Below are 25,945 nucleotides of genomic sequence, written 5' to 3'. Positions count from 1 at the left end.
TGGTCGTCGTGAGCCGCCGTCGAAGAACAGACAGTCGATGTCGTACCGACGCTCCCACGAGCTATCCGGCGGACTGGCCACCCCCCAGTAGCAGCACGCCGAGTGCGAGTGGACACTGTCGATCTCTGGTTCGTCTCGGCCCCCCAGCCGAGTCAGTTCGTCGGTGCTGACCGTGTCCGGACTCCCCTCTACCGCCTGCTTGCGGTCCGCCCTCCCCCAACACGTTCTCGCTCTCCCCCACATCATCGTAGGGTCTGTTCCGGCATAGATACAGAGGCGAAGTAGTTCTAGCGCCTGTGGTATCCGTGCGCGTGCTACCGTCCGGACCCTGATTCTCCCGCGTCCGAATCGCCGAGACCGCAAGCGTCGCCGACGACCGTTCGTATCATCGGTACAATAATTACACTCGGCTTCTTTCGTGGTGACAACTATGGTCGGGGTGGTACCAGCCCTGCACGTCGTCCTGCTCGGCGTCTCGATGCTCCTCTCGGGGTGGCTCGCGGTCGTCGGGTGGCGCGTCAAGGAGCGACCCGCGGCGAAACCGTTCGTGGGAATGATGGTGTCGACGGGGGTCTGGAGCGGTGGCTACGCGGTGGGCCTCCTCACCAACGCTCCCCAGCTTCGCTTCTTCTGGGAGCAGTTCCAGTGGTTCGGCATCGCCTTCGCCCCGGTTTTCGTCCTGCTCTTCTTCGCGGAGTACACGGGGTTCGACGAACTCGCCAACCCGTCCATCCTCGCAGGACTGCTCATCATCCCTGGTGTGACGCTGCTGCTGGTGTGGACGAGCCCGTGGCACCCACTCATCTGGATAAACACCGACTACAACGTCGTCTACTCGCTCACCATCGCCGAGCAGGATGTCGGCCCCTGGTACTGGGTCCACCTGCTTTACACCTACCTCCTCGTCGGCGGCGGAACGTTCCTCCTGTTGTTCGCGATTCGCCGCACCGGTGACCTGTTCTCGGTGCCGACGGCCCTGGTTTTCGTCGGCGTGGCCGCCCCCCTCGTCGCCAACCTCCTCTCCGTCCTCGGGTACGCACCGTTCCGTGGGTTCGACATGACCCCCTACGCGTTCAGCATCACCGGGTTGGCGTTCGCGGCCGCCATCTCCGGAGAGGACCTGTTCGAACGCTCGCCTGCCGTCCTCCAGCTCGGCCGGTACTCGGTCCTCTCGAACATCCACGACGCCGTCATCATCACCGACCGTGACGGCGCGGTCGTCACCGCCAACGACGAGGCGGAGACGGTGTTCACTCGGCCGACTGGCATCGTCGGCAACTCCATCGACGACTTCCTGCCGACGGTCCCGGAGCCCGGGGCCGAACAGTCGCTGCAGACCATCGGTGACCGCGAGTTCGAGGTCGCGGCGGCAACCGTCGAAGACGCCGGGGAGCGTCCGGTAGGGGTTGCCTACACCCTCCACGACGTCACGGAGCGAGAGCGTAACCTCCGGGAACTCGAACGTCGCCAGACAGAACTGGCCTCCCAGCGCGCGGAACTACTCGAACTCGACGCGATCAACACCGCGATTCGTGGCGTCCTCCAGATACTCGTGAGCGCCCGGACCGCAGATGACCTCCTCGACGGGGCGACGAGCCGACTCGCGACGAGTGACTGGTACACCGATGCGTACGTCGACGCGGACCGCCCGGCGGAAGACCGCCCCGAAGAGCCGTCGGTGACGACCGACGCCGGCGACGAGGGCCCGGTCGCCGCCGCGCGACTCCCGCTCCCGTTCGGGACAACCACGTACGGGACGCTGGTCGTCGAGACCGAACGGGAGGACGCCTTCGGCGACCGCGAACTCGCGACGCTCGAAGAGCTGGCACAGAGCATCGGCATGGCGCTGAACGCGATCGAGACCCGCCAGACCCTCCTGGCGGACACCGTCGTCGAACTCACCTACCAGTTCCCCGCATCGTCGTCGGTGCTCGCCCGCGTGAGCGCCGACTGTGACTGTCGGCTGACGGTCAATGGTACGGTCCCGGTCGCGCTCGACGACCTGCTGCTCTACGTCACCGTCGACGAGGCGGACGTGGCATCGGTCGTGGCTGCACTCGAGGACGCGACCGAGGTCGACGAGATCCGGCAGGTCCCGAACCGCAACACGCTGGAGTTACGCCTCCACGGCGGCTCCCCATTGCCAATCGTGATGGCACGGGGTGCGAACGTCCACGAAGCGACCGCCGCGAACGGGACGCTCGAACTCGTCGTCGAGACCGGCAGCGGGAACGACGTCCGGGCACTGACCGATGCGCTCTCGGAGGCCGTGGGGACGGTAACGCTCCTGGCCAAACAGGAGCGGTCGCCCGCCACGGAGCCGACGACGACCCAGTTCGAGGCGGACCTCACCGGGCGACAGGAGGAAGCCGTCGCGGCCGCCTACAACGCCGGGTACTTCGAGTGGCCGCGGGACAGCACGGCCGAGGAGGTCGCCGAGGCGATGGACATCGCCCCCTCGACCTTCCACAGCCACCTCCGGAAAGCCCAGGGCAAGATACTGACCGAGTACGTGGAGTCGGCAGCCGACACGGAGACGGACACCCTCGAACCGCGGTGAGTTCACGGGGCCGGGGCGAACCGGTTCACCCGATACCAGCTCGCGGTTGTGGATGCTTGGGTCGGAGCGTTCGGCCCGACCAATATCGACTGTTAGAGAGTACTGTGTGTATGATGGGTTCGGTGGTCACGGTCGAGTTCGCTGAAGTCGAGGAACCAGAATCACGCTTTTCAGGGGCCTCGACGGGTGCATCACACGGCGACAGACGCATCGACCGCTGATTCCCCCGGTTCGAAAATCGTGGCTTTCCTTATGTGAATGCGGACCTACCTTCTAGGTGGTATGACTATCGACGAACTCAGCGACTTCGGGATGGTCGCCATGGGGGACGACGAGATCCGCGACTTCCTGAACAGCGAGGGGATGGGTATCCTCGGCCTCCCGGCCGACGACGCGCCCTATCTCGTCCCGATGTCCTACGGGTACGACGGTGACACGAACCTCTACTTCACCTACCTGCTCGGGAAGGACAGCCAGAAGCGAGCACTGACAGAGAAGACGACGACGGCCAAGTTCCTGGTCTATCAGACGAACTCACCGTTCAACTGGGAGAGCGTCCAGCTCACGGGCAAACTCAGCCAGGTCCCGGAGGCAGAGTGGACCGCCCTCGGTGACGTGATGAAATCGGCCTGGCGGCCCGAGATGTTCCAGCGCGCCATCACGAGTGGCGACCTCGGCATCGACATCTACCAGTTCGAAGTGACCGACTGGTCCGGCCTCAAGCACACCGGGTTGCCGCCGGGGTTCGAGCGCTGAGTCGCATCGACCGCGAACCCGGACCACCCCGGTCCCGTCGGACGCGCTTCCCAACATCTAAACGTTCCCGCGACTTCTTACGCCCATGGAATACGACTCTCTCCTCGACAGAGCGTTCTCGGATCTCCCGGACCGACCCCAGGAAGCAGGCGAGCGCCTCAAGATTCCCGACCCCGCGGGCGAGACGGACGGGGCGTTCACACGCCTGACAAATCTCAACGCGATCGCGGACGCGGTCTCGCGCGACGCCGAGCACATGCACCGCAGCATCCAGCGCGAACTCGGTACCAACGGCCAGTTCGACGGCCAGCAGGCCCGCTACAACGGGTCGTTCACCATCGCGGACTTCACCGCGGCCATCGACAGCTACGTCGCCGAGTACGTCACCTGTGGCGAGTGTGGCCTTCCGGACACCCGCCTCGTCCGCGAGGACGGCATCGACATGCTCCGCTGTGAGGCGTGTGGTGCCTTCCAGCCCGTCTCGAAGAACTCCAGCAAGGGCAAGAACAAGCGCCAGCCCGAACTCGAAGAGGGACGGACCTACCAGGTCAAGATCACCGGCACGGGCCGCAAGGGCGACGGTGTCGCCGAGCGCGGCAACTACACCATCTTCGTGCCCGGCGCGAAGGAGGGCCAGACCGTGACGGTCCTCATCGAGAACATCTCCGGCAACCTCGGCTTCGCGCGTCTCGCCTGAGTTCGCGACCTATTCTTCTTCCATCTCGTCGACGTCGACCCGCCCGATGACCTTCCACCTGAGGTGGTCCTCTCCCCTCGGGTGGGGTTCCCTGGTGACGATATACAGGTACGCGTCGGGCGAATCCGGGTGGTTCCGCTTGACGACCTCCGTGTATCCCGGTCGCTCGGTGACGCGCAGGATCTCCTCGTCGCCCCGCGGTTCGATGTCGAGCGAGGGCTCGTGCAACCGGTTCAGTAGCTCCTGGGCGTAGAGGACGGTCTCCCTGACGACGTGGGGCTCGTCGGCGTGGGCCTGGAGCGCGTCGACCACGTCATCGGGGAGGTCGACCGGTGGGTCCGGGAACGGGGCGTCCGTGTCCATGCTCCTTTCTACGACACCACGACAGATGAATGCACGAGAATCCTCCGCGTCCCAGGGGTGTTCGCTCGTGCACGACACCGCCACAGGCGACTCGTTTATTTATCCATGCAGGCCCGAAGGGTTCCCGTATGAGCAACGCTGCCAACGACGAGCGTATCACCGTCTACTCCGACTACGTCTGTCCGTTCTGCTTCCTCGGACGCGAGTCGCTGAAGCGCTACCAGGAGACACGGGACGAACCACTCGAAATCGACTGGCGGCCGTTCGACCTGCGGTCGCAGAAGCGTCGGCCGGACGGCACCATCGACACGTCGGTCGACGACGGCAAGGACGAGGAGTACTACGAGCAGGCGAAACAGGGCGTTCGTCGACTCCAGGAACGATACGACGTCGAGATGGAACTCGACCTCTCTCGCGACGTCGACTCCCTCGACGCCCAGGTCGCCTCCTACTACGTGAAACAGCACTACCCGAACGACCAGTGGCTCGACTTCGACGTGGCCATCTTCGAGGCCCTCTGGCAAGAGGGTCGCGACATCGGTGACGAGGAGGTCCTGGTCGAACTGGCCGAGGCGGCCGGAATCGACGGCGACGAGATCGCGTCGGCGCTCGAGGACGAGACGCTTCGCGCCGAGCTCCACGAGGAGTTCGAGAACGCCCAGCGTGCTGGCATCACCGGCGTCCCGACGTTTGCGTACGATGACTACGCCGCACGTGGTGCTGTCCCGCCCGAACAACTCGAGCGGCTCGTCGAAGGGACCAGCGGACAGTAGCCCTGCGAGCGGCCCCCGAGACCCACACAAATATTCACAACACACCGAGTAAATTATCCCAAGCAGTTAACTCAGAGCGGTGCGAGACTCGATACAATGGCATTCGACACCGTACTGCTCGCCCTCGGACAGGGGGACGAGGAACGCATCGAAGAGATAACCGAGACCGTCGTCGACATCGCCGCACCCAGCGACGCCACCGTCATCCTCGGCCACGTGTTCACGTGGGAGGAGTACGACGAGGTGAAAGCGAAGCTCTCGATATCCAAGGACGCCGAGGTCACCCCCGACGACGTCGCCGCGAAGTACAGCCCGGTCCGGGAGGTCGAAGCACTCCTTACGGAGGCCGGTATCGACTACGAGATTCGCGGTGCCGTCGGCGAGTACGGGCACGAGATCGTCGGGCTCGCGGAGGCGGAAGACGCGGAACTGGTCGTCGTCGGTGGCCGCAAGCGCTCCCCGACCGGGAAGGCCGTCTTCGGGTCCACCGCCCAGGAGGTCATGCTGAACGCGCCGTGTCCGGTGACGTTCGTGCGGGCGGATTGAATCGACAGCTTCCCCGACCTTCTCGGTACGCATGGACGACGACCAGTTGTCCGAGACGCGGCTGGCCCGTGAGAGCCACGGGCCCGGGTCCCCTCCTCCAGAAGACACTTACCAGATTATTGACTACCTGACGGTGTGAACCGTCGGGCCCTCCTCGCAACGGTCGTCTCGCTCGGGACAGTCTCCGCCGGGTGCCTCGCCTCGGACGACTGTCGCGGGGTTGCACTGGCAGTCGAACTACGCTCGGCAACCGACGTGGATACCGCTCGAATGCTGAACTTCGATTCCAAGTCGCTCTCCGACCGAGAGCGATCAGTCCTCAGGCAGGCCGTGAACGAACGCGTGACGGGCTGTAGCCGTGACGATGTCGAGGGGCTCCGAGACGTCGCCGACCGAATCGTGACACACACCGGCCGCGAGGAGGCGTTCCTGGAAACCATGGAGGGTCGAACCAGCACGCCCGCGGTGTTCGAGGAGACGGTGTACCGGGCGAACGTCATCTGGGATTCTGCAGAAGCAGCGGGCGGGCCACTCGGTGCCTGACCGCCGAATCGACCTACCCGGGGAACGTGAACAGGCGCGTATCGCACTCGGTACAGGCCAGTACCTCGTCGGGGTCGGTCGCCCCGGCGCTGCCCCCACAGCACTCGACCGTGGTCGTGACTTCTACGGCACCACCGCAGTCCGGACACACGTCGAGGAACGTCCGGAGTGGTTCCGCGGCCGCCAGCCGGGTCTGCTCGTCGAGCCCCGTGTCGGCGAGCGCTTCGACGGCTGCGACCTCCGCGATGGCGACCGGCCGCGTGAGCCAGGCGTCGGAGAGGCTCGCGGTGCCACCAGCCGAGACCACGACGTAGGGACCACGAGCCCCGCCTTCGACCGACACCGACGCGTCGGGCAGGAGGTCGCGAACGACGGCGGCCAGTTCCTCGGCCGAGTCGTCCTGATGCTCGTCCATCGCGTCGTGCCATCTCTCGTGGAACTCCTCGGAGAGCATGAGGTCCTCGCCCTCGGGGACGATGACACCGACCTCCACCAGCCGCGTCAGGACCGCCTCACCGTCGATCTCGTCGCTCCCGAGCGACCCATCCTCGGCGGGGGCCGCCGTCCCGCCGTCGGCGTGGAACGGGTCGCCCGGCAAGGGGAGCGCTGCGACAAGTCGCGGCGCGAATCGGGGCGTGTAGGGAACGACGTAGCCCTGGGCCCAGATAACGAGCAGGCCGACGAGGCCGACAGCCGCCGCGACGACCGGGTAGTCTAGCAACGCGACGCCAGCGACCACGACCCCGACGAGGACCACGTTGACGACCGTACAGGGCCAGCACCGCTGCTCGCCGGTGTACGCAGGGTTCCGGAACCGGTCCAGTGTACTCATCGCCAGATGGTCACGTGGCGCACGACAAAGGTCTGTCGTCCGCGACAGCGCACAACGCATCGCCGGGGAGAGAAGGTTTTTCCCCCTGTTTCCCCACCGTTTGAGGTATGAACTCCGACGAGTTACGTGAGGTCCTGCAGGAAGCGGGGCTCTCACCGTACCAGTCGAAGGCGTACGTGGCCCTGCTCGAGCTCGGGACGGCGTCTGCACGCGAGCTGGTCGAGGCGAGCGACGTTCCGGACCCGCGAATCTACGACGTGGTCCGGTCGCTCGAAGACCGAGGGTACGTCGAAACGTACGAGCAAGACACGATGCGGGCACGTGCACACAGCCCGGCGGACGTTCTCGAGGACCTCCAGAGCCGCGCGTCACGATTCGAGCAGGCCGCCGACGAGATAGAGGACCGGTGGGAACAGCCCGAACTGGACCGCCACGCGGCGAGCATCGTGAAGCGGTTCGAGACCGTCGTCGACCGCGCACGACTGTTCATCGAGGAGGCCGAGAACCAGATACAGCTCTCGGCGAGCCTCGAACAGTACGAGCAGCTCGAGGGTGTTCTCGCCGAGGCGCTCGAACGCGGCGTCTACATCCAGCTCTCAATCTACACGGCCCCCGACGAGGAGTACGAACTCCCCGCCCAGGAGCGACTCGCGAAGACGACGACCGAGACCCGCCACCGGCCGATTCCCTCACCGTTCGTCGCGCTCATCGACCGGCGCAAGGCGTGTTTCGGCCCCCACGAGGACGCCCTGAACGAGTACGGTGTCCTCGTCGACGACCGGATGCACGAGTACGTGTTCCACTGGTACTACGTCGGCTGTCTGTGGGAGATCTGTGACGAGATCTACACCGCTCGGAACGACGAACCCCCCATCGAGTACGTCGACGTTCGCGAGTTCATTCGCGACGTGGAGCCACTCTTGCTCGACGGGGTGACCATCGGCGTCCGTGTGCTCGGCAAGGACGTCTCGTCTGGTGAGGAACGGATACTGGAGGGGGACCTTACAGATGTCTACTACGAGGGTGATGGCTACGTCGGTGCAAACGAGATTCCGTTAGCCCAGCTGGCGGGACGCGCGTCCATCACCGTCGAGACCAGTGAAGGCGAGTTTACCGTCGGTGGTGAGGGTGCGATGCTCGAGGATATCGAGGGAATTCGGCTCACGATGACCGAGATTTCGCGCTGAATCGTCGTTCAAACTAATACATCAGATATTCTAGAGAGACGTCGAGTGGTTACGCAAAGCCTCGCGTGCGCGAACGTTATAGGCAGGGGATAAGACAGGCGAAAACCTATCAGTTGCGGGACTACAACACCCGTTGTATCCACGTTATCTATAAATCCAAAGGCCATAAACGTAGGCTTATGCCTGCGAATGGTTCGCAAGGGAGTCGAAGAAGCGCACGGAAAGTTAGCCGTCGTTCGTTCGTGAAGGTCGCTGGCGCGTCCGGTGTGGGAGTTGGACTCGCCGGCTGCATCTCGAGCAACGACAGCAGTGACGATAACGGTGGCGGCGGTGGTGGCGGTGGCAACGAAGACACCGACACCCAGATTGACACCGAGGCACCCACGGAGGACATCACCGTCCAGTTCGCGGGTGACTCGAACTTCAAGAAGGTCGAGGGCGAGATCAACACGCTCCTGCACGAGGCGGGGCTGCCGGACAACATCAACCTGGAGGTCATCGCCGGGTCGTTCACCACCGGTGACCGGCAGGCGAAGTACAAGAACATCCTCTCGGCCGGCCAGGAGCAGCCGACCATCATGATGCTCGACAACGGATGGATGATTCCGTTCATCGCCCGTGGACAGCTTCAGAACCTGAGTAAGTCCCTGCCCTCGGAGATGACCGAGAGGGTGAAAAGCGACTACTTCGGTGCCAGCGTCGCCACTGCCACGATGAACGGCGACCTCTACGGTATCCCGCTGTTCGCGGACTTCCCGACCATCCAGTACCGCAAGGACCTGGTCGAGAAGGCCGGCTACGACCCTGAAAACGAGAACTGGGCGACCGAGCCCCTCAGCTGGCAGAAGTTCTCCCAGGTCACGAAGGACACGATGGAACAGAGCGGCAAGGACGGATTCACGTGGCAGGGGAAGGCCTACGAGGGCCTCTCGTGCTGTGACTTCAACGAGTTCATGAGCTCCTGGGGTGGCGCGTACTTCGGCAACCACGACAACCTCTTCGGCCCCATCGGCGACCGCCCGATCACGGTCAACGAAGAGGCTCCCATCAAGGCCATCAAGATGATGCGGACGTTCATCCACGGCAGCAGCGACCCCGAGTCGCTCAGCTCCGTCGAGGGCAACATCTCGCCCCAGGCCGTCGTGCAGATGACCGAAGAGCCCTCGCGTGAACCCTTCACGAAGGGCAACGTCGTCATGCACCGCAACTGGCCGTACTCGATCAACATCAACGGCAGCCCGGACAACTTCGGCGAGGACCTCGGTGTCATGCCGATTCCGTACGGCGTCACGCCAGAGGAGGCCAAGTACGAGGGCACCGGTGGTGCAGTGGCAGCCCTCGGTGGCTGGCACCTCGCCCTCAACCCGAACGCATCGAGCAAGAAGAAGCAGGCCGCAGTGCAGATCCTCAAGGCCATCACGACGGAGCAGGCCCAGCTTGGGCTGTTCGAGCTCGGTGGCTGGATCCCGCCGGTTCCGGAGATGGTCGCCAGCAAGGAAGCACAGCAGCTCGACGTCATCGGCCGCTACGTCGACACCCTCAAGGTCGCTGGCGAGAACGCGATTCCGCGTCCGGTCACCCGTGTCTGGAACCAGGAATCCACCCAGATCTCGAAGGAGGTCAACGGCTCCCTCCAGCAGAACAAGACGCCGGCCAAGGCAATGGAAAGCCTTGCCGCTTCCCTGAAGCAAATCGAAAACAGCGTCTAAAAACAGACCTGGCATACAATAATGGCAGCAGAACCAGAAACACAATCGGGCCCGCTGCGTGAGAGCCAGCGGTCTGGCCCGTACGCGACTGCCATTCGCTGGATGGAGAACCTCAGCGAGGCCCAGTTCGCGTACCTCTTGCTTACGCCGGCGCTTCTTTTGCTCGCCGCGATAGCAGTGTGGCCACTTCTGAGTACGTTCCGCATGTCGCTGTTCGCGGACAACCTCACGGGCAGGCTCGGTGACTTCGTCGCCATCCAGAACTACATCGCACTGCTCACCGGCGAGAAGAACGCACTGATGCCGTCACCGTTCATTCCGACCGAGCTGTCGGTCGACGCGATGTTCAACAGCGCACTGACGGTGACGCTCATCTTCACCATCGTCAGCGTCGTCTTCGAGACCATCATCGGGTTCGGACAGGCGCTCGTACTCGACCAGGACTTCAAGGGGCGACGCTGGGTTCGTGTCGCCATCATCATCCCGTGGGCTGTGCCCATCGTCGTGCAGGGGATGATCTTCTTCCTGATGTTCCAGCCGGGCATCGGGTTCCTGATCGGCGGTGAAGAGGCACCGACGATACTCCAGACGCTCGGGCCGTTCTCGTTCGCCCCGTTCTCGAGTACGATCGACTCCACGTTGATCGTCATCGTCGCGGACATCTGGAAGACCTCTGCGTTCATGGCCCTGCTCATCCTCGCGGGCCTGCAGAGCATCGACCGGAACCTGTACGAGGTCGCCCGCGTCGCGGGTGCCTCGCCGTGGCAGCGCTTCAAGTACATCACGTTCCCGCTCATCCTGCCGACCATCCTGGTCGCGATGCTGTTCCGCACCATCCAGGCGATGCGGGTGTACGGTATCATCGAGACGGTGTCCGGCTGTTCGACGGTTCCGTCGCTGTCCTGTCTCGTCATCTCGACGTTCAATAACAACCTGATAGCGACGTCCGCGACGGTCGCGTTCGTGACGGCAGGCATCATCGGGCTGGTCGTCACCGTCTACATCATCGGGTACGCCCGGGAGGACATGGCATGAGTACCGACGATTCCACAGGAGAGAATCCGTTCGCTGGTGGTGACGCAGAGCTCAAGCGAGGGCCGTTCCAGCGCTGGGTCGACAAGTCCATCCAGGACCCCCAGCGTGCCTACCGTTCGATGTTCTACGTCGTGACGGTGTTCTTCCTCACCACCACGCTGTTCCCGTTCTACTGGCTGTTGATCCTGGCGCTGACGCCGACCGGCCCGAGCGGGACGCTCCCCGACATCGGTCTCCTGCCGAACGGGTTCGCCATCGAGACGTTCTTCCAGGTGTTCGAACAGGTACCGTTCATGCGGTACATGTTCAACAGCCTGTTCCTCGCGATCGGCACGACGGTCATCGTGTTGCTGCTCGCGAGCCTCGCAGGCTACGTGTTCGGTCGCCTGGAGTTCCCGGGGCGTCGCGGGCTGATGCTGCTCGTGCTCGCCATCTCGTACTTCCCGCCGGCAGCGTTCTTCCTGCCGCTGTGGGACCTGTTCAACGGGAACGTCAGCCTCTCGCTGCTCGGATACACCGTCTCCAGCCCGCAGCTGTACAACACGCCGGGCTCGATGATGCTCCCGTTCAGCGCCATCTTCTTGCCGCTGTCCATCTTCATCCTGACGACGTTCTACGGCCAGATTCCGGATGGCCTGGAGGACGCCGCCAGAATCGAAGGGACCACGCGCCTGGGCGCCCTGTTCCGCGTCATCGTGCCGCTGTCGGCACCCGGTGTCGCGACCGCGGGCGTGCTGACGTTCATCGCGGTGTACAACGAGTTCTTCTTCTCGTACCTGATGACGGACGGTACGGCGGAGAACTGGGCACCGGTCGTGGCTGGTATCCTCCAGTTCCGCCGGGCCGGTCAGTTCCAGACCACGTACAATGCGATGGCAGCAGCGAGTATCGTCGCAGTGTTGCCTGTCACCATCCTCGTGGTGGTCGCACAGGAGAAGATCGTCAGCGGGCTCACCTCAGGAGCACTCAAGGAGTGAATCACACATGGCACGTGTCAAACTAAACGACGTCATCAAGCAGTACGACGACGTGACAGCGGTAGACCACATGAACCTCGACATCGAGGACGGCGAGTTCATCACGCTCGTCGGCCCGTCGGGGTGTGGGAAGTCGACCACGATGGAGACCATCGCCGGACTCACCAAGCCGACGTCCGGGCAGGTCCTCATCGGCGACACCGACGTCACGAACTACCCACCGAAAGACCGCGGGGTCGCGATGGTCTTCCAGAACATCGCGCTGTTCCCGCACATGGACGTGTACGACAACATCAGCTTCGGGCTGCGGTTGCGTGACTACGACAAGGAGGAGATCGACCGTCGTGTCGAGCACGCCTCGAAAGTCGTTCAGCTCGAGGGCATGCTGGACCGCCAGCCGGACGAGATGTCCGGTGGGCAGCGCCAGCGTGTCGCCATCGCCCGCGCAATCGTCCGGAACCCGGCAGTGTTCCTGATGGACGAGCCGCTGGCGAACCTGGACGCGAAGCTGCGTGTGCACATGCGCACGGAGCTCCAGCGCCTGCACAAGGAGCTGGACACCACCATCATCTACGTCACGCACGACCAGGCGGAGGCGATGACCATGTCGGACCGCATCGCGGTCATCAACGACGGGACGCTCCAGCAGATAGACCCGCCGCTGGTCTGTTACAACGAGCCCGCGAACCTGTTCGTCGCCGGCTTCATCGGGTCGCCGGCGATGAACTTCATCGAGGGCGAAGTGACCAACAGTGGCTTCACGTCGGAGTACATCACCGTGGAGTTCGACCCCAGCGACTTCGGCGTCTCCGCGGGCGACCAGGTCACCCTCGGTGTCCGCCCGGAGGATGTCTACCGCGAGGAGGACACGCGTAAGGTCGAGGACCCGACCAGCCCCGTCCAGACGATGACGGACGTTCTCGAACCCATGGGGAACGAGATATTCGTCTATCTCACCTACGGGGAAGAGGCGACCTCCGGCATGCAGGAGGAGGGCGACGACCGCCTCCTGATGAGTGTCGACCCGGACACGGAGATCTCGGAGGACATCGCGCAGTCGGTCGTCCTCGACCGCTCGCGGCTCCACCTGTTCGACACCGCGTCCGGAGAGGCTATCGTCCACGGACTGTCCCAGCCGCTCCAGTCGGAGGCTCGCTCGGGTGACTGACGATGGTGAGTGAGGCCGCACTCCTGTACTTCGGGGGAGGAACGCTCCTGTTCTTCTTCTGGGTGTACGGCATCGCGTCGTTCATCCTGGACCTGAAGAACAAGGTCATCCCCGGAATCAAACAGTACATACGCGGTCGTCGCCGCCAGAAGGAAGCCGAGCAGCGCGAACACGAACGCGACGAGAAGGAAAAGCAGTTGCTGTAACACGGCCGCCGGCGTTCACCCGCCACGGCTGTTTTCCATTCCGCACCGCAAACGAACGCAACACGGAGAGACAACTGAACTATGACAGATGATGAGACAATTCGGATTGGCATCGTAGGCCTCGGTGGTATCGCACGGCACCACGCCGACCACCTTGAGGCACTGACGAACGACGACGACATCGCTGCTGACCTGGTCGGCGGGATGGACATCGTGGCGGACGCACGGGACGCGTTCGAGGCGGACTACGGCGTCCCCACGTACGAGGACGCAGCAGAACTCTACGAGACGGTCGACGCCGTCATCGTGACGACACCGAACCGGTTCCACGAGGAGTACGTGACGAGCGCGCTGGAGGCCGGACTCGACGTGCTCGTCGAGAAGCCCCTCGCGAACTCGGTGGAGAGCGCCGAGCGCATCGCCGCGGTGGCGCGGGACGCCGACAGCTTCTGTATGGTCGGCTTCCACAACCGGTTCGCACCGACCGTCGAGGTACTCAAGGAGCAACAGGACCTCGGCCGGTTCGGCGACGTGTACCACGTCGAGGCGAACTACATCCGCCGGCGGGGCGTCCCCGGACGCGGGTCGTGGTTCACCGACTCCTCGGTCGCGGGCGGCGGTTCGCTCATCGACATCGGCGCACACGCCATCGACCTGGCGATGCACATGCTGGACTTCCCCGAGGTCGTGGAGGTGTCGGGCGAGACGCGCTCGATATTCGGCGGCCGCGACGACTACACGTACCTGCACATGTGGGGCAAGGACGGCGACGGCGATTTCGACGTGGACGACTCCGCACAGGCGCTCGTGCGCTTCGCGAACGGCCAGACGCTGGCCCTGGAGACCTCCTGGGCGAGCAACCGGCCGCCCGCGCAGACGTACGTGATGCAGGGCACCGAGGCCGGCGCGACCGTCGACCGCGCGGAGGAGACCCTGACCATCCACGAGGTCGAGGACGTCGGTGGCCCGCACTTCTCGGACACCGAGATAACGACCCGGGAGGAGCCGGCTCACCGCAAAGAGCAGCGCGCATTCGTCGAGGCCGTCGCCGCGGGCGAAGCACCCGAGCGCAACACGGTCGAGCAGGCGCTCACGGTCCAGCGAATCATGGGCGCGATCTACGAATCCTCCGAGCGCGGCGAGGCCGTCTCCCTGCGCGACGACCAGGACAGGGAATCGCCACTCCAGCCACCGAACTGAGCAAATAATTAACTACGACTATCGTAAACTTCCACCATGGACATCGGCGTACTCACCGTACCACTCGGACAGGAACCGCTCGAAGACGCACTCGACTATCTCGCCCAACTCGGCGTCGACGCTGTCGAGATCGGCTGTGGGGGCTACCCCGGCGAGGACCACCTCGACCGCGAGGCACTCCTCGACGACGAGGCGGCCCAGCAGGAACTGCTCGCGCTCGTCGACGAACACGACCTTCGAATCAGTGCGCTGGCGACGCACAACAACCCGCTGCACCCTGACGCAGAGCAGGCGGACCTCGCGGACCGCGAACTCCGCGAGGCCATCACGCTCGCGGGCCAGCTAGACGTGAACACGGTGACGTGTTTCTCGGGCCTGCCCGCGGGGAGTCCGTCGGGCGAGGTCCCGAACTGGATCACCGCCCCGTGGCCGCCCGAGCACGCAGAGGCACTGGACTACCAGTGGGAGCTCGCCATCGACTACTGGTCGGACATCGCGGACCACGCCGAGGCCGAAGGCGTCGACGTGGCCATCGAGATGCATCCGAACATGCTGGTGTACCAGCCCGACACGATGCTTCGCCTGCGCGAGGCGACCGGAGAACGCATCGGCGCGAACTTCGACCCCTCACACCTGTACTGGCAGGGCATCGACGTGACGGAAGCCATCCGCTACCTCGGCGACGAGGACGCCATCCACCATTTCCACGCCAAGGACACCCGCATCTACGAGCATCACAGCAAGCGCAAGGGCGTGCTGGACAACACCTCCTACGCCGAGGGCCAGGACCGCTCGTGGATCTTCCGCTCCATCGGCTACGGCCACGGCGAGGAGCACTGGAAGGACATCGTCTCGACCCTGCGGATGGTCGACTACGAGGGTGCCCTGAGCATCGAGCACGAGGACGCGCTCACCAGTTCCCGCGAGGGGCTGGAGAAGGGCGTCGACGTGCTCCAGCGTGCCGTCTTCGAGACCACTCCCGGCGACGCATACTGGGCGGAATAGAAGACACGGACGGGGTCGGTCCTCACTTCGTGACCATTTGGTAGTTATAGTACGTCCGGTCTCCCGTTCGTCCGGTAAAGAGGAGGCCGCGCTTCGACATCGTGAGAGGTGAGGTTGGTTCGGTCGGCAATCCTATCGAGTCGACGACCTCTTGTTCGTCCCGACCCACCCGCAGAAGGTTGTCGAACAGCAATAGGAACACGCTGTCCTTCGTGACGAGTGGTTGGGAGTCACTTGGAGCATCGACGGCCCACTGCTGTGTACCGGATTCGAGGTCGAGCACGTGCGTCTTCGGTTCGTTCGCGCCACCGTAGACGACGCTCGTCTTGTCCGGACTGAGCGCAGGTGGTGCGGTCGCGCTCGACGCGATCTCGAACGTCCACTGAATGCGCCCGTTCGACGCGTCGAGGGCAGTCAGTCGGCCTTCGTCACGCACGAGAACGAGTCCGTCACCGACAACCGGGTAGCCCGCCGCCGAATCGACCGGCCCTTCCCAGACAGGCTCGCCAGTCGCAAGGTCGAGTGCGACGAGGCCACTTTCGCCGTCGTATCCGTGAGTGACGAACACAGTTTGGCCGTCTGTCGCGAAGCCACTAGGAACGCCCAGTTTCTTCGAGCGCCATCGTTCCTCGCCCGTGTACGCATCCAAACTAACGACGTGACGGCCGCCAGCGACGATTATCGAGTCGTCCTGTTTGAGGTGTGTCTTGTACTTTCCACTGCCGCCGATGTTCTGACGCCAGTGGACGGTTCCATCGTCGATACTGACGGCTGCGGTCGCTCCGTCTCCGGAGAATACTGCAGTCTCTCCGAAGATGGACGGTGTCGTGTAATCGACGACATCAGGCGCGTGCCACAGTTCTTCGCCGGAATCCGAGCGGAACGCGAACGCCCCAGGTGCGTGGCTATCCGTTCCCGCTCGTGAGAGGAGGACGTTGTCACCGACGGCGATAGGGGCACCGAAGCGGTCCCCAGGGGACGCCCTGAAGATTCGTTGCAACTCGAGTGCGCCACTGGGGATGGTCGTGCTAGCAGAATTGGTGTTCTGCTGGTTCTGTCCGAGTAGCGGCCAGAGCGCATCCGTACGGCCAAATACCGGCTCGGACGTGTCGGTTCCTGAGCTGAGACAGCCGCCGCTAGCGAGCATCCCTGCGGTACCGATAATCGCCTGTCGCCGCGTCATGTGGAGGGCCATGGTCGGTGTATTCGTCGTTATGTGTCGAGCGTGAAAAATATTTCCAATGGTTATGAGTTCAGACGCTCCAGTACATCGTTCCGTATCCCTTCTTCGTGTGATACTGGTCCGATTCCCACCAGTGGTCCGCCCGATCGACCCACTTGTACCGCTCGTCATAGGAGAAGTCGGTCGAATCGGTGCCGCTGTCCATCCGGACGCGCTGGCCAAGCCACGCGGTGAACGTTCCCCCACCGACGTTCCCACTGGGCTTGATGTCGAACTGGTAGTCGACCTGTTGTTCTGCTCCGCCGATGTCGCCATCGGTCTTCACACCCGAGCTTGTCGCGGTCTTGGACCACTGAACGTTGGCACCTGCACCGATTTGATCGCCACTGACGCTGATGTCGAAGCCGATAGTCTCGGTGGTACTGTAGCTCTGGGGTTCAGTCACTGGGCCATAGGACTCGACGACACCATCGTTGAACGTCTGTGAGAAGTCGAGTTGTGTGGTCTCCCACTGGTCGCTACTGCAATCGACCGCATCCGCCTGTCCGGCGGTAATCCGGACACGGGTTTCGAAACCGAAGTAATCGTTTGCACTACTCCCGTTCGTCAGTTTCACGCCCCACGTAATGCGCTGGTACGGGCCTTGCGGGCAGTAATGGTTCGTCGAATCGGGGTCGACCTTGTTCCAGCCCAGACAGTTCCACTCATTGGAATTGTCGAGGTTTATGGGACAGTACGGAGTCGTTGAAGTGATGCTGACATCGGACGAGGTCGCCGAATCGCTGGCGGACGCCGATTCGTCGGCAGCGCTGAACTCTGCGCCGAGGTATGAGAAGACCTTCTCCTGGTCGACCTCGCTGCCACGCATCCTCGCAGTGTTCAGTGAACCGTTCTCGGGTATCACAATGGCGATGGCCGATTCGGCGTGTGGCTGGTAATCGAATCCGATGGAGTAGTCCATTTCGAGGCCGTCTGCCGCCCGCCCATCGGAGAGTTCGCTCCCGACGTCATCGCGTGGGACCTTGTACAGGGTTGCAAGGAGGCCGTCGAAGGACCGGTTACCAACGAAAGCGACCGGTTTGCCCTGTTCGATTGCGTCTAGTATCTTTCGACGGCTGGTCTGCGGCCGCGATCCAACGACCAACAGGTCTGCATCGTCGAACCCAGCCGGTTCGAGTTCGTCCGGCACGCCGAACGGGACGCCAGCGCCGGTATAGACGTTCGTTCCACCGGGGAGCGTCCCTCGAGTGGAACTTGTCCGTGCAGCAGTGGTATTGATAGCGAATGGAGCGGTAACAGCGGCTGCACCGGTCGCTTTGAGGACTGACCGTCGGGTCGGAGTCGTGTTTTTCTTTGTCATTTTTGTTATGGTATTATAGGTACTCGTAGTCGACACTGAGCGTCTGCTCGTCCGAGATGACCCGCTGGTCGTACACGTACCCGTTAGCGTAGAAGAACGTCTCCTCAGCGCTCAGGGTTGCCAGGTCGTAGTAGCCCGACGAAGGCTGGTTCGTCTCGATCGCAGTGCCACAGCCCATCTCTTCCTCCAGGTCTCCAGTTCCCCCACCGTATGATTGGTGGAAGTCTCCGTGCATCATATCGGCCTCGTTCGCACTCGTGTCCGATTCCGTGGTTACGTCTCCGTCGTGCTCCCAGGACCAGGAGAGCGGAGTACCTCGTGCCGATAAGGTAGCAGACTTGGTGCCATCGCCGGATTTCGACGCCTCTGGGCCGTAGTCGATGAGCGCCTGAGACTCCGTTCCCGGGGAGTTCTCTGCAGGACTCCAATCGTGCCACGTGTCGCCGGACAGGTTAGAGTACGCCTCGGGCTGTGCAGTCATCGTCTGGATGGCGGCGAAGGTCTCCCCGTCGCTGGTTCCGTCGTTGGTGAGCCGCTTCAGTTCCACGTTGTGGCTGATAGACCCAGCGTCACTGCTCGCCCCACCGCCCGCATATATAGCCATCTCGAACTCCCAGGATTGACTCTGTGGCGAAACCGAGAAAGACTCGGATGCGACCGAGGAGCCAGCCAGCTCTTCACGAAGTAACTGGACCCGATGGTCGAGCGTCTCGTGGCGCTCGTCAACACGTGCTGGGTCTCCGGTCGTCACCGAATAATAGTGTGGGACACCACCGTCGTCGAAGCCGACAGCGTACCCGACGACTGGCGTATCACCCGAGCTCCGGGCGAACGCAGCCTGTTTCGGAGCGCCGCCGTGAGCGCTCACGTACGCGGCCATCGCTCGCTGACGAAGCTGTTTCTGTTCGTTCAGTGAGACCGGTGAGTCCACAGAACCGTACGCGACCTGCACGCGGTCACTGGGACCAGTGGACGCCGTTGTCGTCGAGGCGATCCCAGAGAGCCCTGCTGCCGTGGCACCCAGTACCTGTAGTACGCTACGTCTGCTTCGTTCATGTTCCCATGACATTACAGGTTCACAAGTGATTGAACGAGTATTATTTTTGTTCGCCGTAATATCCCGATTGTGTATATGACCTGGTTTCCAACATATACGGCCGTTACAAATAATTACAAGGAAACGACTGGAACGTTCCAGCCCGACTGGAAACACATCATTCTACCCGACAGCCAGAAATCCCACTTTCAACGTTTTCAAGGGGGAATACACCGATTTTTCGGCCAGTCTTGAGCGCCACCCGACATAATTGTTTTGGGCATCGTTGATGGATATAGCGAGTGGCAATATTTTTTAGTCACCATGTGTTCGATGATGATATGACTGGCCCCTCCAGCGCCGGAGTCTCCGATGTGCTGTCTGTCCTCAACAAACGTAACGATATATTGACCTACGTCGTCCGCGGCATGAGTGACCGTCGGGAGATGGCGAAACGTGCCACACAATCGAAGACGACGGTCTACAGGGCACTCGAACAACTGGAGGAAGCCGGGCTAGTAACGGTCGAAGACAGGGAGTATCGACCAACGGAACTGGGGCGATGGGCGAGTACCCGGTACTCGAAGCTGAGTGAGGACATGGCCGAAGTGATAGGCCACGAGAAGCTGGTGTCCGACCTACAGCTCCCACTCGAACCCGATCTCTTCAGGTCGGGGAAGACAATCCACAGCACCAAACACACCCCTCATGCCGCCAACAGGGCACTCGTAGAGTTCGTTCGGTCGACGAGCACGGTCACGGCGGTTACGCCCACCGTTCCCCGTGATATTCTAGACGTGATCGGCACGCAGGTCGATACAGACGACCTCTCGTTCAGGCTGGTGTCCAGTCAGCCCGCGATAGAAGCACTGATTCCGGAATACGAGCCGCTACTCTCGAATGACGGTATACTGGTGAGCGAACGAGACGCAGTCCCCGATATCGGCCTCTACCGCACCGAGACTCACGCCGCTATCGGTGCCCTCTCGGAATCGTACACGTTACAATCACTCCACATCTCCAAGGAGCCAACCATCCTCTCGACCGTGGACGCGGCATTGTCAGACCATGGTGTGACGCTGAACGGATGACCAGCACACCAGCGCCCGAGATGGACTGCTTCGACGAGTTCCAGCCTGCAACTCCTCCGTAACACAGCTCGCCCGGTGGATAGCTGTTCGTCCTCATCGCTGCGCGGACACGGGCTCTCCTGTCGGTGATTCTTACCAGTTCTTGTAGAACCAAGAGGGAGTGTTTCCTGTCTCCAACCATGGCACTCAACGTCGGCTTCCTGGGGTACCGCTTCATGGGCAAGGCCCACGCGAACGCCCTCGCGCGGCTGCCCATGTTCTTCCCGGACGCGCCGGACATCGAACGCGACGTGCTCGTCGGCACCGACGAGGACGCCCTCGAAGACGCGACCGAGCAGCTCGGCTTCGCCCGGTACGCGACCGACTGGGAGGACGTGGTCGACGAGGTGGACGTGTTCTACAACCTCGGGCCGAACTTCCTCCACGTCGAGCCGACCGTCGCGGCGCTTGAAGCCGGCACCCACGTCCTCTGTGAGAAGCCGCTCGCGCCGACGACCGAGGGCGCAGAGAAAGTGGCCGAAGCGGCCCGCGAGTCCGACGCGGTCGCCGGCTGCGCGTTCAACTACCGGTTCGTCCCGGCCATCCGCTACGCCCGCAATCTCATCCAGTCGGGCGAACTCGGCGAGATTCACCAGGTCCGCGGCCGGTACATGCAGGACTGGCTGGTCGACCCCGAGGCTCCCTGGTCGTGGCGCAACGACGAGGAGTTGGCAGGGAGTGGCGCGCTGGGCGACCTCGGCGCGCACACTGTCGACCTCGCGAACTTCCTCGTGAGCGACCAGACCGGCCCGATGGAGCGCGTCAGCGGCCACCTCCAGACGTTCGTCGAGGAACGCCCGGTCGAGGGCAGTGAGGAGACGAAACCCGTCACCGTCGACGACGCTTACAGCGCACAGGTCGAGTTCGAGTCCGGCGCGATGGGCACCTTCGAGGCCTCACGGTTCGCCACGGGGCACAAGAACGACCACAGCATCGCGGTCCACGGCTCGAAAGGGAGCGTGAAGTTCTCGCTCGAACGCCTGAACGAACTCGAGGTCCACCGCGAGGGCTCGCGGGGCTACGAGACGGTACTCGTAACCGACCCCGACGACCCCTACGTCGACCACTGGTGGCCGCCGGGTCACGTCATCGGCTGGGAGCACACGTTCGTCCACGAGAACTACGAATTCCTTTCGAGTGTCGCGAGTGGCACCGACTTCCACCCCAGCGTGCAGGACGCCCTCGGCGTCCAGCGCGTCCTCGATGCCATCGAGCGCAGTGACGAAAGTGGTGAGTGGGTCGGCGTTTGAACTGCTAGCATGAGTAGAGCAACGAAGTTCGACCGACTCGACGCGTTCCTCGCGGAGCGCGACCTCGAGGAAGTCTGGTTCGCCCGTCCGAACTCGTTCGCCTGGCTGACCGGCGGCGACAACGTCGTCGACCGTGCCGGCGACATCGGCGTCGCAGCCGCGGGCTACGACGGCGACTCGGTTCGCATCCTGACGAACGACATCGAGGCCGAACGCCTCCGGGCCGAGGAGGTGAACGACCCGGTTCACCCCTTCGTCTGGCACGACGCCTCGCTGGCTGAGGTCGTCGCCGAACAGAGCCAGACGCCCGCCGCGGCCGACTTCGACGTGCCCGGCTTCGAGTCCGTCGACGCGAGCGCGCTCAGACAGCCGCTCACGGAGGCGGACATCGAGGCCTACCGCGACCTCGGTGCGGACGTGGCCGACGCGATTCAGGCGGTCTGCCGCGAGGCCGAGCCGACGGACACCGAACTAGCCGTCGCCGCATCGCTTCGAGAGAAGCTCATGTGCGAGGGCATCGATTCCCCGGTCGCCCTCGTCGGCGGCAGCGAGCGCGCACAGACGTGGCGCCACTACACGCCGAAGGACCAGCAGTTGGGCGATTACGCGCTCGTCTCCGTGACCGCGACCCGCGGTGGCCTCTGTGCGAGCACGACCCGGACCGTGGTGTTCAACGAGCCCGAGTGGCTCGCGGACCGCCACGACGCCGCAGCCACGGTCGAGGCGACCGCACTCGCCGCGACCCGCGAGGTCGGCCGCGCGGGCGGCACTGCCGGCGACGTGTTCGCCGCCATCGAGGAGGCGTACGAGTCGGTCGGCTACCCCGGCGAGTGGCGCAACCACCACCAGGGTGGTGCCGCGGGCTTCGCCGGGCGGGAGTGGGTCGCCACGCCCGACAGCGACGATACTGTCGAACTCCCGCAGGCCTACGCCTGGAACCCGACGGTACAGGGCGCGAAAAGCGAAGACACGGTACTCGTCACGGAAGACGGCTTCGAGGTGCTCACCCGGCCCGATGACTGGCCGACCGAGACGTACGAACCCGTCGGCCACGAGGGACTCCTGACGCGTGCCAAACCGCTACGACGCTGACTCCCGGAACGCACCCACATCCGTTCCGGACGGCAGCGCGGTCATCGCACCCGCGGCGGTGGTCGCGACTGCCGCCACAGCGTTCGCATGCGCCAGAACCTCCTCGATATCTCGCTCTCCATCGTCCACTGCAGCGACTGCGCCGGCGAGGAAGGCGTCGCCCGCGCCGGTCGCATCGACGGGTTCGACCGGATAGCCGTGATGTTCGGCCGTCGTCTCACCCCACGGGGCGTCGGCGGTCGAGAACGCGACGGAGCCGTCTGCGCCACGGGTCATCAAGACGGTGTGCGGGCCGACTTCGGTGGCCGCGTCGGCGAGTTCCGCCGCCGTCTCGCCCCGGAGTTCCAGCAGTTCCAGTTCCTCGTCGGTGGCCTTGAGCACGTCCACGTCCGAGAGCGCGTCACCGACAACCGCCGCGAAGTCGTCGTCGGGCCAGAGTTCCGGGCGGTAGTTGGGGTCGAACCAGACCGTGCAATCGTGGGCCTGGGCCCGCGCGAGCAGGTCGAGCGTGGCTTCGCGGGACGGGCCCGCGGCGAGCGTGACACCCCCGCAGACGACCGTTTCGGCCGCTTCCAGGGTCTCGTCGGGAATCCGGCCAGGCTCCAGCCGGGTGTCGGCGGTCCGGTCGCGGTAGAACGAGAACGACCGGTCGGCGTCGGCGTCGTGGGTGACGAACGCGAGCGTCGTCTGGGCGTCGGGGTCGCGCTCGACGAATCTCGGGGGAAGGCCCTCGTCTTCGAGCGTCGTGGTCAGGAACTCGCCGAAGGGATCGTCGCCGACGCGGGTCCAGAACCAGGGGGTGTGGCCGAGTCGGGCGAGCGCCACCGCGACGTTGGCCGGGGCACCGCCGGGCCGTCTGTCGAACGATTCGACCTCAGTCAGCGGGCCGACGCGCTCGGGGAGGAAATCGACGAGCGTCTCGCCGGCGACGAGGATGCGTGGGTCGGTCATGCACGTCGATTCTCGGTGGGAACAGGTAAACCCATCTCACCTGGCGAATGTCTCCATCCCGCTCCTCCCGGTGTCGACTCCCCCTCACGGGCAGGTTAGTACGGCACCCCGCGGTGATTTCCTGTCAACTACTAAATAAGTATATGCGATTCGCGCGCGTACCCCTCAGTGAACGAATAGATGTCGCGAGCGACGACCCTCGAAGCAGTGGTCCTGGTCCTCCTCGTGCTCGTCTCGACGACGCTGGGCCCCGTCGTCGCCGCGAGTCCGGGTCAGCCAGCGGCTTCCAGCGCCACCATCGAGCCGGTCGGCACGCTCGCGGACGTCGACGAGACGCTCACCGACAACGCAACCTGGAACCGAACACGGGTGCTGGAGGAACTGGACCGCTGGGCGAACGAGACCGGCGTCGCCAACGAGTCGTGGTGGAACGCGACACGGGTGCTGGACTCGCTCGAACACCTGCACAACGCCAGCAACTGGACCCACGAGGACGTCCGGTACTGGGCGAACGAGACGGTGTACGGGCTGACGAACAAGACGCTGGAGGACTGGCACAACGAGACGAACCACTCGAACCTGACCGAGTTCGACCCAGAGGTCATCGAGGACGCCCTGCGCGAACTCCAGCGGGCCATCGAGGACCTCTTCGAGGAGGAGGACGACCGTAGCCTCTCGTTCGGGTTCCCGCACGTCACGCCCTACCTGCCGGAGAACTATCTCAGACCCGACGAGGAGGCGACCCTCCGGTTCCAGGTGGTCAACGACGGGGCCGGCCCGGAGGTCGTAGAGGTTGACGACGGGGGCGGCATCAGCCTGTTCCCGTCGAGCAACGGGAACGGCCTCGAAACCGAGCGACTCGTCACCAGCGCGCGGAACGTCGAGGTCCAGTTGCTCGAATCGTCCGGCGTCCCCATCGAGGTCCGGACTGACGTGGTCCCGCTCGGCTGGGTCGACCAGGGGGACGTCGTGGAAGCGCCCGTCAGGGTCTCCGTCGACGAAGACGCCGCGCCCGGATTCTACGAGCTGGACCTCGTCGTCAGGTACGAGGCGGTCGATACCGTCGACGACGAGGGCCGGGTGCTGGCCTACCGCGAAGAGGTCGTCACCTTCCCGATGGTCGTCGAGATAACGGTCGATGCCCGGTTCCAGGTCGTCTCGGCGGGCTCGGACCTGCAGGTCGGCTCCTCGGGTGTCGTCTCGTTCGTCGTCGAGAACGTCGGCTTCGACGTTGCCAGAGACGCGACCGTCGTGGTCACCAGCGAGAGCGGCGACCTGACGTTCACCGGGTCGAACCGTGACGGTCGGTTCGTCGGCAACCTCGAACCGGGGCAGCGCGAGCGCGTGACCTTCCGGGTCGACGCCGGCGAGCAGGCGATTCCGGACACCTACGCGTTCCGCGGGAGCGTCACGTACACCGACCGGGACGGTGACGTCGTCGACTCGACCACGTTCTCGATTCCGGTCCGGCCCGACCCCGAACAGCGATTCACCATCTCAGACCTGACAAGCACGCTCCGGGTCGACTACGAGGACGGCGTCATCAGGGGGCTGGTCACGAACCTCGGGCCACGAAACGTCAGCGATGCCATCGTCAGACTCACCGTCCAGTCCGACACCATCGTCCCGACCGAGACGACCTACGCCGTCGGGGCGCTCGCTGCCGGCCAGAACGCCTCGTTCGAGTTCCCGGTCGAGGTCCGCGACACGGCAGACCCCGGGCCGCGTCAGGTCGATTTCACCGTCGAGTACCGCGATGTCGAGGACGACCGTCGCCAGAGCGACGACCTGCCGGCGACGGTGCTGGTCGAGGAGCGCCGGGACGAGTTCGCCGTCGTGTCGGGCAACGCGACGGTCACCGTCGGCCGGACGGGGAACGTCGTCGTCGTGGTGACGAACAACCGCGACGAGGTCGTCAGGAACGTCAATGCGCGGCTGTTCGCTACCGACCCACTGAGCGCCGAGGACGACTCGGCGTTCGTCGAGTCCATCGCGCCGGGCGAGCGCGTCGAGTTGCTGTTCTCCGTGAGTGCCAGCGGGAGCGCCCAACTGAAGCGCTACCCGGTGACGGTCGACCTGCTGTTCGAGAAACCCGACGGCGAGACGAAGCTCTCCGATACGTTCCAGGTGGGCGTGACCGTCGTCGAGCCGCAGACGCGCGGGTTCACCATCCCGACGTGGGTGTGGTATCTGCTCGCGGTACTGGTCTTCCTCGGGGGCGTCCTGTACGTCTGGCGTGGCCTTCGCAAGCGGGCAAACGCGGCGCGAAAGCGGCGCGAGGAGATACCCGCCCTGGGTGACGGCGGACAGCCCGACGAGCCCCCCGCCGACATGCCGACCGGTGGCCAGATTCCCGGAGGGGACGATGACTGACACTGGCGGGCTG

24 protein-coding genes are annotated in these 25,945 nt (G+C 64.0%); 18 read left to right on the top strand and 6 right to left on the bottom strand.

Annotated features, from left to right (window positions below; all coding sequences use genetic code 11):
- The first annotated feature begins 430 nt into the window (after positions 1–430).
- From ACSC1S_RS18990 to ACSC1S_RS18980, 3 genes are all read left to right on the top strand, one after another.
- Positions 431–2,560 carry a histidine kinase N-terminal 7TM domain-containing protein gene (locus ACSC1S_RS18990; protein ID WP_435365666.1) on the top strand — a complete coding sequence of 710 codons (2,130 nt, stop codon included), beginning with the start codon at positions 431–433 and terminating at the stop codon, positions 2,558–2,560.
- A gap of 282 nt (positions 2,561–2,842) precedes the next feature.
- Entirely contained in the window at positions 2,843–3,316 is a 474-nt protein-coding gene (locus ACSC1S_RS18985) for a pyridoxamine 5'-phosphate oxidase family protein (protein WP_435365665.1), read from the top strand.
- Between the two features lie 85 nt (positions 3,317–3,401).
- Positions 3,402–4,013: a translation initiation factor IF-2 subunit beta gene (locus ACSC1S_RS18980; protein WP_261652639.1), complete on the top strand. Its 612-nt coding sequence runs from the start codon at positions 3,402–3,404 to the stop codon at positions 4,011–4,013.
- Between the two features lie 9 nt (positions 4,014–4,022).
- Here the strand turns inward: ACSC1S_RS18980 and ACSC1S_RS18975 are convergent, their stop codons facing one another.
- Positions 4,023–4,376, bottom strand: coding sequence for a hypothetical protein (locus tag ACSC1S_RS18975; protein ID WP_435365664.1), 354 nt, complete (start codon positions 4,374–4,376; stop codon positions 4,023–4,025).
- Positions 4,377–4,504: 128 nt separating this feature from the next.
- On the opposite strand from ACSC1S_RS18975, the gene ACSC1S_RS18970 reads away from it, so the two are divergent.
- The 3 genes from ACSC1S_RS18970 (at position 4,505) to ACSC1S_RS18960 (ending at position 6,238) form a co-directional block, all read left to right on the top strand.
- Complete coding sequence (locus ACSC1S_RS18970; protein WP_435365663.1) at positions 4,505–5,149, top strand: DsbA family oxidoreductase; 645 nt, start codon at positions 4,505–4,507, stop codon at positions 5,147–5,149.
- Positions 5,150–5,245: 96 nt separating this feature from the next.
- Positions 5,246–5,695 (top strand): universal stress protein, encoded by a 450-nt coding sequence (locus tag ACSC1S_RS18965; protein WP_435365662.1) that lies wholly within the window; start codon positions 5,246–5,248, stop codon positions 5,693–5,695.
- Positions 5,696–5,830: 135 nt separating this feature from the next.
- Positions 5,831–6,238, top strand: a complete 408-nt coding sequence (locus tag ACSC1S_RS18960; protein WP_435365661.1) for a hypothetical protein — start codon at positions 5,831–5,833, stop codon at positions 6,236–6,238.
- 13 nt (positions 6,239–6,251) lie between these two features.
- Here the strand turns inward: ACSC1S_RS18960 and ACSC1S_RS18955 are convergent, their stop codons facing one another.
- A complete protein-coding gene (locus tag ACSC1S_RS18955) occupies positions 6,252–7,070 on the bottom strand; it encodes a DUF8054 domain-containing protein (RefSeq protein WP_435365660.1) in 819 nt (272 codons plus the stop codon).
- Between the two features lie 107 nt (positions 7,071–7,177).
- Between ACSC1S_RS18955 and ACSC1S_RS18950 the strand changes: the two genes are divergently transcribed.
- The 8 genes from ACSC1S_RS18950 (at position 7,178) to ACSC1S_RS18915 (ending at position 15,557) form a co-directional block, all read left to right on the top strand.
- Positions 7,178–8,257, top strand: a complete 1,080-nt coding sequence (locus tag ACSC1S_RS18950; protein WP_435365659.1) for a TrmB family transcriptional regulator — start codon at positions 7,178–7,180, stop codon at positions 8,255–8,257.
- A 242-nt stretch (positions 8,258–8,499) separates the two neighbouring features.
- The gene (locus ACSC1S_RS18945; RefSeq protein WP_435365658.1) at positions 8,500–9,966 is read left to right on the top strand and encodes an extracellular solute-binding protein; all 1,467 of its coding nucleotides are present in this window, start codon (positions 8,500–8,502) and stop codon (positions 9,964–9,966) included.
- Between the two features lie 102 nt (positions 9,967–10,068).
- A complete protein-coding gene (locus ACSC1S_RS18940; protein ID WP_435366011.1) occupies positions 10,069–11,001 on the top strand; it encodes a carbohydrate ABC transporter permease in 933 nt (310 codons plus the stop codon).
- Positions 10,998–11,978, top strand: coding sequence for a carbohydrate ABC transporter permease (locus tag ACSC1S_RS18935; RefSeq protein ID WP_435320667.1), 981 nt, complete (start codon positions 10,998–11,000; stop codon positions 11,976–11,978). The genes ACSC1S_RS18940 and ACSC1S_RS18935 overlap by 4 nt, the downstream gene beginning before the upstream one ends.
- A gap of 7 nt (positions 11,979–11,985) precedes the next feature.
- On the top strand, positions 11,986–13,146 hold the full coding sequence (locus ACSC1S_RS18930) for an ABC transporter ATP-binding protein (protein WP_435365657.1): 1,161 nt from the start codon (positions 11,986–11,988) through the stop codon (positions 13,144–13,146).
- 2 nt (positions 13,147–13,148) lie between these two features.
- On the top strand, positions 13,149–13,352 hold the full coding sequence (locus ACSC1S_RS18925; RefSeq protein ID WP_435365656.1) for a DUF8005 family protein: 204 nt from the start codon (positions 13,149–13,151) through the stop codon (positions 13,350–13,352).
- An 81-nt stretch (positions 13,353–13,433) separates the two neighbouring features.
- The gene (locus ACSC1S_RS18920; protein WP_435365655.1) at positions 13,434–14,552 is read left to right on the top strand and encodes a Gfo/Idh/MocA family protein; all 1,119 of its coding nucleotides are present in this window, start codon (positions 13,434–13,436) and stop codon (positions 14,550–14,552) included.
- Positions 14,553–14,588: 36 nt separating this feature from the next.
- Positions 14,589–15,557 carry a sugar phosphate isomerase/epimerase family protein gene (locus ACSC1S_RS18915; RefSeq protein ID WP_435365654.1) on the top strand — a complete coding sequence of 323 codons (969 nt, stop codon included), beginning with the start codon at positions 14,589–14,591 and terminating at the stop codon, positions 15,555–15,557.
- 22 nt (positions 15,558–15,579) lie between these two features.
- On the opposite strand, the gene ACSC1S_RS18910 is transcribed toward ACSC1S_RS18915, so the two are convergent.
- The 3 genes from ACSC1S_RS18910 to ACSC1S_RS18900 all read right to left on the bottom strand — a co-directional run bounded on the left by ACSC1S_RS18910 (position 15,580) and on the right by ACSC1S_RS18900 (position 18,980).
- The gene (locus ACSC1S_RS18910; protein WP_435365653.1) at positions 15,580–16,740 is read right to left on the bottom strand and encodes an outer membrane protein assembly factor BamB family protein; all 1,161 of its coding nucleotides are present in this window, start codon (positions 16,738–16,740) and stop codon (positions 15,580–15,582) included.
- 70 nt (positions 16,741–16,810) lie between these two features.
- Positions 16,811–17,929 carry a hypothetical protein gene (locus tag ACSC1S_RS18905; RefSeq protein WP_435365652.1) on the bottom strand — a complete coding sequence of 373 codons (1,119 nt, stop codon included), beginning with the start codon at positions 17,927–17,929 and terminating at the stop codon, positions 16,811–16,813.
- A gap of 184 nt (positions 17,930–18,113) precedes the next feature.
- Positions 18,114–18,980, bottom strand: coding sequence for a hypothetical protein (locus ACSC1S_RS18900; RefSeq protein WP_435365651.1), 867 nt, complete (start codon positions 18,978–18,980; stop codon positions 18,114–18,116).
- Between the two features lie 497 nt (positions 18,981–19,477).
- On the opposite strand from ACSC1S_RS18900, the gene ACSC1S_RS18895 reads away from it, so the two are divergent.
- From ACSC1S_RS18895 to ACSC1S_RS18885, 3 genes are all read left to right on the top strand, one after another.
- Complete coding sequence (locus ACSC1S_RS18895; protein ID WP_435365650.1) at positions 19,478–20,227, top strand: transcriptional regulator FilR1 domain-containing protein; 750 nt, start codon at positions 19,478–19,480, stop codon at positions 20,225–20,227.
- A 179-nt stretch (positions 20,228–20,406) separates the two neighbouring features.
- A complete protein-coding gene (locus tag ACSC1S_RS18890; RefSeq protein ID WP_435365649.1) occupies positions 20,407–21,516 on the top strand; it encodes a Gfo/Idh/MocA family protein in 1,110 nt (369 codons plus the stop codon).
- 9 nt (positions 21,517–21,525) lie between these two features.
- Positions 21,526–22,608: a M24 family metallopeptidase gene (locus tag ACSC1S_RS18885; protein WP_435365648.1), complete on the top strand. Its 1,083-nt coding sequence runs from the start codon at positions 21,526–21,528 to the stop codon at positions 22,606–22,608.
- Here the strand turns inward: ACSC1S_RS18885 and ACSC1S_RS18880 are convergent.
- Positions 22,597–23,559, bottom strand: a complete 963-nt coding sequence (locus ACSC1S_RS18880) for a carbohydrate kinase family protein (protein ID WP_435365647.1) — start codon at positions 23,557–23,559, stop codon at positions 22,597–22,599. The genes ACSC1S_RS18885 and ACSC1S_RS18880 overlap by 12 nt on opposite strands.
- Before the next feature lie 180 nt (positions 23,560–23,739).
- On the opposite strand from ACSC1S_RS18880, the gene ACSC1S_RS18875 reads away from it, so the two are divergent.
- A complete protein-coding gene (locus ACSC1S_RS18875; RefSeq protein WP_435365646.1) occupies positions 23,740–25,932 on the top strand; it encodes a COG1361 S-layer family protein in 2,193 nt (730 codons plus the stop codon).
- The last annotated feature ends 13 nt before the right edge of the window (positions 25,933–25,945 follow it).

Source organism: Haloarchaeobius pelagicus, assembly GCF_051207375.1.
GTDB lineage: Archaea > Halobacteriota > Halobacteria > Halobacteriales > Natrialbaceae > Haloarchaeobius.
This window is presented reverse-complemented; position numbering and strand designations above follow the sequence as displayed.

Coding starts and splice junctions, on each gene's coding strand:
- ACSC1S_RS18990 (WP_435365666.1), top strand. CDS start 431: ATGGTCGGGGTGGTACCAGCCCTGCACGTCGTCCTGCTCGGCGTCTCG.
- ACSC1S_RS18985 (WP_435365665.1), top strand. CDS start 2,843: ATGACTATCGACGAACTCAGCGACTTCGGGATGGTCGCCATGGGGGAC.
- ACSC1S_RS18980 (WP_261652639.1), top strand. CDS start 3,402: ATGGAATACGACTCTCTCCTCGACAGAGCGTTCTCGGATCTCCCGGAC.
- ACSC1S_RS18975 (WP_435365664.1), bottom strand. CDS start 4,376: ATGGACACGGACGCCCCGTTCCCGGACCCACCGGTCGACCTCCCCGAT.
- ACSC1S_RS18970 (WP_435365663.1), top strand. CDS start 4,505: ATGAGCAACGCTGCCAACGACGAGCGTATCACCGTCTACTCCGACTAC.
- ACSC1S_RS18965 (WP_435365662.1), top strand. CDS start 5,246: ATGGCATTCGACACCGTACTGCTCGCCCTCGGACAGGGGGACGAGGAA.
- ACSC1S_RS18955 (WP_435365660.1), bottom strand. CDS start 7,070: ATGAGTACACTGGACCGGTTCCGGAACCCTGCGTACACCGGCGAGCAG.
- ACSC1S_RS18950 (WP_435365659.1), top strand. CDS start 7,178: ATGAACTCCGACGAGTTACGTGAGGTCCTGCAGGAAGCGGGGCTCTCA.
- ACSC1S_RS18940 (WP_435366011.1), top strand. CDS start 10,069: ATGGAGAACCTCAGCGAGGCCCAGTTCGCGTACCTCTTGCTTACGCCG.
- ACSC1S_RS18935 (WP_435320667.1), top strand. CDS start 10,998: ATGAGTACCGACGATTCCACAGGAGAGAATCCGTTCGCTGGTGGTGAC.
- ACSC1S_RS18930 (WP_435365657.1), top strand. CDS start 11,986: ATGGCACGTGTCAAACTAAACGACGTCATCAAGCAGTACGACGACGTG.
- ACSC1S_RS18925 (WP_435365656.1), top strand. CDS start 13,149: ATGGTGAGTGAGGCCGCACTCCTGTACTTCGGGGGAGGAACGCTCCTG.
- ACSC1S_RS18920 (WP_435365655.1), top strand. CDS start 13,434: ATGACAGATGATGAGACAATTCGGATTGGCATCGTAGGCCTCGGTGGT.
- ACSC1S_RS18915 (WP_435365654.1), top strand. CDS start 14,589: ATGGACATCGGCGTACTCACCGTACCACTCGGACAGGAACCGCTCGAA.
- ACSC1S_RS18910 (WP_435365653.1), bottom strand. CDS start 16,740: ATGACGCGGCGACAGGCGATTATCGGTACCGCAGGGATGCTCGCTAGC.
- ACSC1S_RS18900 (WP_435365651.1), bottom strand. CDS start 18,980: ATGGCCGCGTACGTGAGCGCTCACGGCGGCGCTCCGAAACAGGCTGCG.
- ACSC1S_RS18895 (WP_435365650.1), top strand. CDS start 19,478: ATGACTGGCCCCTCCAGCGCCGGAGTCTCCGATGTGCTGTCTGTCCTC.
- ACSC1S_RS18890 (WP_435365649.1), top strand. CDS start 20,407: ATGGCACTCAACGTCGGCTTCCTGGGGTACCGCTTCATGGGCAAGGCC.
- ACSC1S_RS18885 (WP_435365648.1), top strand. CDS start 21,526: ATGAGTAGAGCAACGAAGTTCGACCGACTCGACGCGTTCCTCGCGGAG.
- ACSC1S_RS18880 (WP_435365647.1), bottom strand. CDS start 23,559: ATGACCGACCCACGCATCCTCGTCGCCGGCGAGACGCTCGTCGATTTC.
- ACSC1S_RS18875 (WP_435365646.1), top strand. CDS start 23,740: ATGTCGCGAGCGACGACCCTCGAAGCAGTGGTCCTGGTCCTCCTCGTG.